This is a genomic window from Dissulfurimicrobium sp., from assembly GCF_049968175.1.
GTDB classification, from domain to species: Bacteria; Desulfobacterota; Dissulfuribacteria; order Dissulfuribacterales; family Sh68; genus Dissulfurimicrobium; species Dissulfurimicrobium hydrothermale.
The window spans coordinates 1-5900 of record NZ_JBMFRG010000088.1 but is presented as its reverse complement, the minus strand read 5'-3'; the positions used below and the strand labels follow the sequence as shown (position 1 = coordinate 5900).

Below are 5900 nucleotides of genomic sequence, written 5' to 3'. Positions count from 1 at the left end.
TGCAATAAAGCAATAAAGCCTTTTTGCGGTCATGTCGAGATCCAACCATTTGAGCATCTTGTGTATCTATGCACCCCTCTCATAGCCCAGGGCAAAATCCTTGGTCTGTTGCACATCCAACCGCGACTAAGCATCGATAATGGGTGTATTGGTCTGGAAACAATCATGGGGCCGGCGGCCATCTTCACCGATTATTTGAGTTTGTCTTTGGCCAATCTTAAATTTCAGGACTGGCTTAGGGAACAATCGATGACAGACCCGCTGACTGGTCTTTTTAATCGACGCTTTATGAAGGAATTTGCAGAGAAAGAGATCAGCAGGGCTAGGCGTAACCATACCAGTTTTTCATTGATTATGCTCGACATAGACCATTTCAAGAGATTCAATGATATATATGGGCACGACGTAGGTGATGCGGCATTGAAAGAGATCGCTGATTTTTTCAGAAAAAGGTGCAGAAAGAGCGATGTGATCTGCCGTTACGGCGGCGAGGAATTTGTCATTCTCTTACCAGATTGCTCCCTTGAGGATGCCGTTACCATAGCCAACGGACTTTGTAGGGGTGTGAGGGAGCAGGTGCGCATTTTACACCACAATGAAACCCTCTCCTTGACCGTCTCTATGGGGGTCGCCTCGAGTCCTGTCCACGGTTCAAGCGTAGACAACCTTTTGATAGCAGCCGACAGCGCCCTTTACGAGTCAAAGAGTGGCGGCCGCGATAGGGTTATGGCGGCCAAAATCCAATCGGCGCAGGCTGAAAGACAATGAGCTGATATCGTTAAAAGGGTAACGATCAGGCCTAATTCCTTAAAAAGGAGGTCAGGATGAACAACTTTGTGTATCACAACCCGGTAAAGATTATCTTTGGTAAGGGGACCATCAAGGAACTTGCGACGGCTGTTCCGGCTGATGCCAGGGTCCTTATGACCTATGGCGGTGGTTCCATTAAAAAAAACGGCGTCTATGACCAGGTTGCGGCCGCGCTTAGAGGAAGGACAGTTCTTGAATTCGGTGGTATTGAGCCCAATCCCAGATACGAGACCTTGATGAAGGCGGTTGAGATGGTGAAAGGTGAAAAGATCGATTTCCTCTTGGCTGTCGGGGGAGGAAGTGTAATAGACGGTACAAAATTTATAGCGGCCGTGGCGAGATATGCCAAAGGGGACCCGTGGGACATCCTCGCGAAAAATGCAGCGATCGAAGATGCAGTGCCGCTTGGGGTCGTACTTACCCTGCCTGCGACCGGATCCGAGATGAACTGTCTTGCGGTGGTCTCAAGGGATGCCTCGCAGGAGAAACTCCACTTCGGCAGCCCGTTTGTATATCCAAAATTTTCGATTCTCGATCCTGAAGTCACATATTCCCTGCCGAAACGTCAGCTTGCAAACGGCATTGTAGATACATTCGTACATGTCATGGAGCAATATGCTACCCATGATCTCAATACACCGCTTCAGGACAGGCAGGCCCTGGCAATTGTTGCAACCCTGGTCGAGATCGCACCGAAGGTCCTCTCGGATCGGATGGATTATGATGCCAGGGCGAATCTCATGTGGTGCGCCACCCAGGCCCTAAATGGGCTTCTATCGTGTGGGACTGAGGGCGATTGGGCGACCCATATGATCGGTCATGAGCTTACGGCATTCTTTGGCATTGATCATGCGCAGTCCCTTGCAATCGTGCTCCCAGGGGTGTGGGAACACCAGATATTCAACAAGGCGGAACGGCTCGCATCGTACGGCAGGATTGTTTGGGGTCTCGATCAGGCAAACACGATCGAAAGGGCAAGGGCCGCGATTGAAAAGACAGAGATATTTTTCATATCCCTTGGGATAGGCACCAGGCTCATTGATTATGGAATAAATGAAGACGGCGTCAAAAAGGTCATAGAGCGTTTCAGGGGACGTGGGACCATGCTCGGCGAGCTGAAAAATCTTGGCGCCGATGAGATAGGTCGGATATTGCATCTTCGGCTTTAGATTTTAGATGTAGAAGCGGCCTCATGTCTGCCCAAGTCCGGCGCCGGCCAGTTCCTGATATGGATATCCCTTTGGGGAAACGGTATTTCTATGCCGTTTTCCCTAAAGATGCGGTCTATTTCAAACATGATATCGCTTCTTATGTTAAAACGATCATTGATATTTTTTATATAGAAATTGAGTTGAAAATTGAGTGAGCTGTTGCCAAACTCCATAAACCAGACCTGCGGTGTTGGCAGTGAACCATCTTTAATGATGCCTTCGTGGGCATGGGCGACGTCGAGAAGGAGTCTTTTTACCAATTTTGTATCGCTTCCATAAGCGACACCGATATTTATGCGTACCCTGCCAGTCCTTTCATCCAACATCCAGTTTGTTACTTGGTTAGAGATGAGTTCGGAGTTAGGAATGATGGCGTCTGCATTGTCAAAGGTTTGTACTATTGTTGATCTCACACCTATCCGCTTGACATGCCCTTCCGTCCCACCCGCTACTATCCAGTCTCCCTTCTTAATCGGTCTTTCAAAGATGAGAATAAGGCCTGAGACAAAGTTGTTTACAATGTTCTGAAGCCCGAAACCTACACCCACAGAAAGCGCGCCGGCTATAATGGCCAGATTTGACATATCAACGCCGGCGACTGAAAGGGCGATGACTGCTGCCAGCACCAACCCTGCATATCTTATGATCGTGACAAGACCTTCTCTTACATCAGGTGTTATATCAAGACCGGTGCATTTATTCTCGATCTTGACCTTGATCAATCGCGAAAGCATCCAGAGTATGAAAAATACGAATCCGCCCATCAAGATACGAAACGGTGCGATCTTTATCTGTCCGATCTCAAAACCCTCAAACAGGAGGGCCGACACCCGCGAATACGTAGAACCTGTAATGCCCCATACAAGTAGCAGCAAGAGCCCTGACGTTGTCCAAAGGACGATGTCTACCATCAGCCTTAGCCAGATAAGCCCTGGAAGTGTATCATCATGTCTCAGACCAAGTTTCTCCCTGATGGATACCTGCCACGGCATCAGACCTTTTGAAACGCCTGCAGATATATCCCATACCCATCCCCTCATTATCCTAAGCGCGCCCAAGATGACAAGCGTGCCGGCGGTTCCACGCAGTATGAATAGTGAAAGGTTTCGATAGCCCAAGAGATTGAGGGCAAAAAGGGCGAGTACAAGTAAGGCTGTAACAATGCGGATCCCCCTTGTTGTTCCTTTAGACCCTTGGATATTGAGTAGTGGCCATATGACCCATAAAAAACCAAAGTCGACCAGAGAAAACAGTGCTATGTCAAGGAGGTCATAGATATTTTGTGGGATACCCTGGACCCTTGGCGCAAAAAGTATACTCGCCAGGGGTAGGAAAAGGATCAGCAAGAGATTTGTGCGCATCGATACAGCGTGGCCTGTGTTGATTTGTCGAAGAGTTATTAAGGGTGTTGCCGGGTCGGGTGGGGCGAAGAGTATTCTTACGGCGATCCTTGAGTAGATGTAAACGCAAAGTGCATAGGAAATCACCATAGAATACGAATGGGCGCCGAAATCCCCTGTCAAGAAACCTAGAGATATAGTGAAGATGGTTAAAGGGATGACGGCAGGGAGATATCGCGCACAGGTTGCAAGGAGGACCATTGACACCTTACCGCAAAGGCCATTTGTGCCGCATGATAAAACCCTGAGCCTCATGGTATGCCCGATCCAAAATCCAAAGACCGCCCCGATCAGGCACGCTATGCCTAGAAAAGTGTAATATCCATGGATGAGACGCCTTATACCTTTGTCTTTAAGAAAGGCGTTTCTTATGTCGACGATGTGTTGGTTGAGATTGTCAAGACTTTCGTCTACAAGCAGGGTTTTTATATCGGGTCTTTTGTGAAGCAGGCGTTTGGCCAATAGGTTGCTTTTTTCGGTTTCTATCCGCGGGATCAATTCATTGGCGTGGAGGGTTATGATGCGACACTCGGCAAGTCGGCTCTCGAGGAATGCCTTGCGCCTCATGAGAGACCTTCGCTGATCGGCGATCCTCGCCGGCTCTCCCTGCAATGGCTGGCCTAAGGCATCAAGGGTTTCTTTGAGCTGATCGAGCCCTTCTTGTGTATTTTCGATGCAGTCGTCACTGCCTTCCTTTATGAATATGACATCTTTTTCAGCCTCATCCAGGCCTTTGAGATCGAATAATCCTGAAGAGAGCTTACGACTGATCTTGTTTAATGTGTCTATGGTGCGGGATGGGCTGAAACCATTGTTTTGCGCTGCAATGGCCTGCTGATGGGCATGAAGGCCCAAAAGCCATGTCAAAAACAGGATAAAAAAGGTCATGACCGCCGGCTTCATCCATGCAGTGCAGTTCGGTTGCTTGATTGTTGTAAAATTGTTATTGGTTTGGATTTTGCCGTCTTTATTCATTGCATTCTCTTTATTTTTTGCTGTTTTTGTCTCCAAGCTGGATTCTATATTCATACCACATGTATCAATTCAAAAAAACGTTCTCCGTTATAATTCGACGGAATGGTCGCGCCGTTTTGGTGATTGTCGGTTCGAAACAAGATTGATATTTAATAACTTATTGTTTTTATTAAATGTTATAATTGGCATTCTTTTTGTAAACTGTATCTGTAGATCAAAGAATTGGGAGGGGAAGGAGGTGATCAAGTTGGGCTTAAGAGGATGTGGGCGTTATGCAAAACACTGCACAATACACAAGTGGAGGGGCGAAGCACCTTAAGGCCTGTATTAGTTTGGAGACTCTTTGATCTCGGTCAATGGTTGTTTAGATCTTAAAAAGAATAAGGAGGAACAAGATGAAAAAAGTGTTCATTTTATCCTTAACGGTCCTTGCGGTCATGACGGCAATGGCCTTTAACGGCGCATCATGGGCTGGCAGAGGAAACGGGGTTGGATACGCTGCCTCACAGACAAGTGCCTGCGTCGGTCCTATGTCGAATGTGATACTTACCGGCACGCCTGTTACAATTACCGGCAGTGTCCAGGCGGTCTGTTACGGACAGGGCATTACGGTTGACACAGGCGCAGGGACTGCCGCTACCATTTATGGCCTCGGTCCGATCTGGTACTGGGACTCACTTGGTGTTGCAAGACCGACTGTCGGTGATGTGGTTGCAGTAAAGGCCTACGAGGTTACCTTTTCCGATGGGACAACCAGACTTATCGCGGTAAGCATCGATATAAACGGCTCAACCGTGACCCTGAGGGACATGTCCAGTGGTCTTCCGCTATGGGCCGGGTCTCGCTGGAAAAGGATGTAGCTTTAAAGACAGTCCCTTATCTTGCTTGGCCTGTGACGGGCGATGCAGCAGCTTCGCCCGTCATCGCGCCTCAAGTTTTATCTTGAGCGGGATTGCGTTTACCTTCGGCGCCTTTGGGGTGGTCGGCCCCAGGTCCCATTCCAGGACCTTCCAGCCTGGTTCAAGTCGTTCCGCTATCTTTTGTACAGCGCCTTTTATATCGATGATGGGATGCCTTTTAAATACTGCGGGGAGACCGCGGGTCAGGCTGCATGCCATGCATCTGCCAGGTCTTTCGGTCAAGCGGTATTCAAGTATAAGCTCGAGCCTATGTTCATCAAACAGGCTAAATCTCAGGGCGATGTCGAACGCGCCTTCTTCTGTGCCTCCGTAGATGGCTTCAAAAAATTCATCCGCCTTGCCAGGAGGAAACAGTTCTTCAAGGAATCCATCTGTTATGGTCTGTCTCAAGATGTTTTTTTTATCCATAGCCCTCACCGTTCAAAAATATTGTATGAAAAAATAACGAGAACAGATGAGGCGTTCAAGGTTTGAAATGGGGTATGGAAGGGATATTTTAAGCAAATAAACCAGTTTGGTCCAAATTTACGAGGGTGTAAAATAATTTGTGTAAATGGCCATTCAGGGGTATGTCGATATCCCAC

General features: G+C 48.0%; 5 protein-coding genes. 3 read left to right on the top strand and 2 right to left on the bottom strand.

The window, feature by feature from the left end; translation table 11 throughout:
- A partial coding sequence (locus ACP5SG_RS09185; RefSeq protein WP_428123866.1) for a GGDEF domain-containing protein occupies positions 1–768 on the top strand: 768 nt, incomplete at its 5' end.
- 56 nt (positions 769–824) lie between these two features.
- Positions 825–1979 carry an iron-containing alcohol dehydrogenase gene (locus tag ACP5SG_RS09180; protein WP_237888286.1) on the top strand — a complete coding sequence of 385 codons (1155 nt, stop codon included), beginning with the start codon at positions 825–827 and terminating at the stop codon, positions 1977–1979.
- On the opposite strand, the gene ACP5SG_RS09175 is transcribed toward ACP5SG_RS09180, so the two are convergent.
- Entirely contained in the window at positions 1976–4396 is a 2421-nt protein-coding gene (locus tag ACP5SG_RS09175; protein WP_424661319.1) for a mechanosensitive ion channel domain-containing protein, read from the bottom strand. The genes ACP5SG_RS09180 and ACP5SG_RS09175 overlap by 4 nt on opposite strands.
- Positions 4397–4791: 395 nt before the next feature.
- Between ACP5SG_RS09175 and ACP5SG_RS09170 the strand changes: the two genes are divergently transcribed.
- The gene (locus ACP5SG_RS09170) at positions 4792–5256 is read left to right on the top strand and encodes a hypothetical protein (RefSeq protein ID WP_428123860.1); all 465 of its coding nucleotides are present in this window, start codon (positions 4792–4794) and stop codon (positions 5254–5256) included.
- Positions 5257–5316: 60 nt separating this feature from the next.
- Here the strand turns inward: ACP5SG_RS09170 and ACP5SG_RS09165 are convergent, their stop codons facing one another.
- A complete protein-coding gene (locus ACP5SG_RS09165; protein ID WP_237888283.1) occupies positions 5317–5724 on the bottom strand; it encodes a pancreas/duodenum homeobox protein 1 in 408 nt (135 codons plus the stop codon).
- Between the last annotated feature and the right edge of the window lie 176 nt (positions 5725–5900).

Excerpts from the sequence above, each read along its gene's own strand:
- ACP5SG_RS09180 (WP_237888286.1), top strand. The coding sequence starts at position 825 with ATGAACAACTTTGTGTATCACAACCCGGTAAAGATTATCTTTGGTAAG.
- ACP5SG_RS09175 (WP_424661319.1), bottom strand. The coding sequence starts at position 4,396 with ATGAATAAAGACGGCAAAATCCAAACCAATAACAATTTTACAACAATC.
- ACP5SG_RS09170 (WP_428123860.1), top strand. The coding sequence starts at position 4,792 with ATGAAAAAAGTGTTCATTTTATCCTTAACGGTCCTTGCGGTCATGACG.
- ACP5SG_RS09165 (WP_237888283.1), bottom strand. The coding sequence starts at position 5,724 with ATGGATAAAAAAAACATCTTGAGACAGACCATAACAGATGGATTCCTT.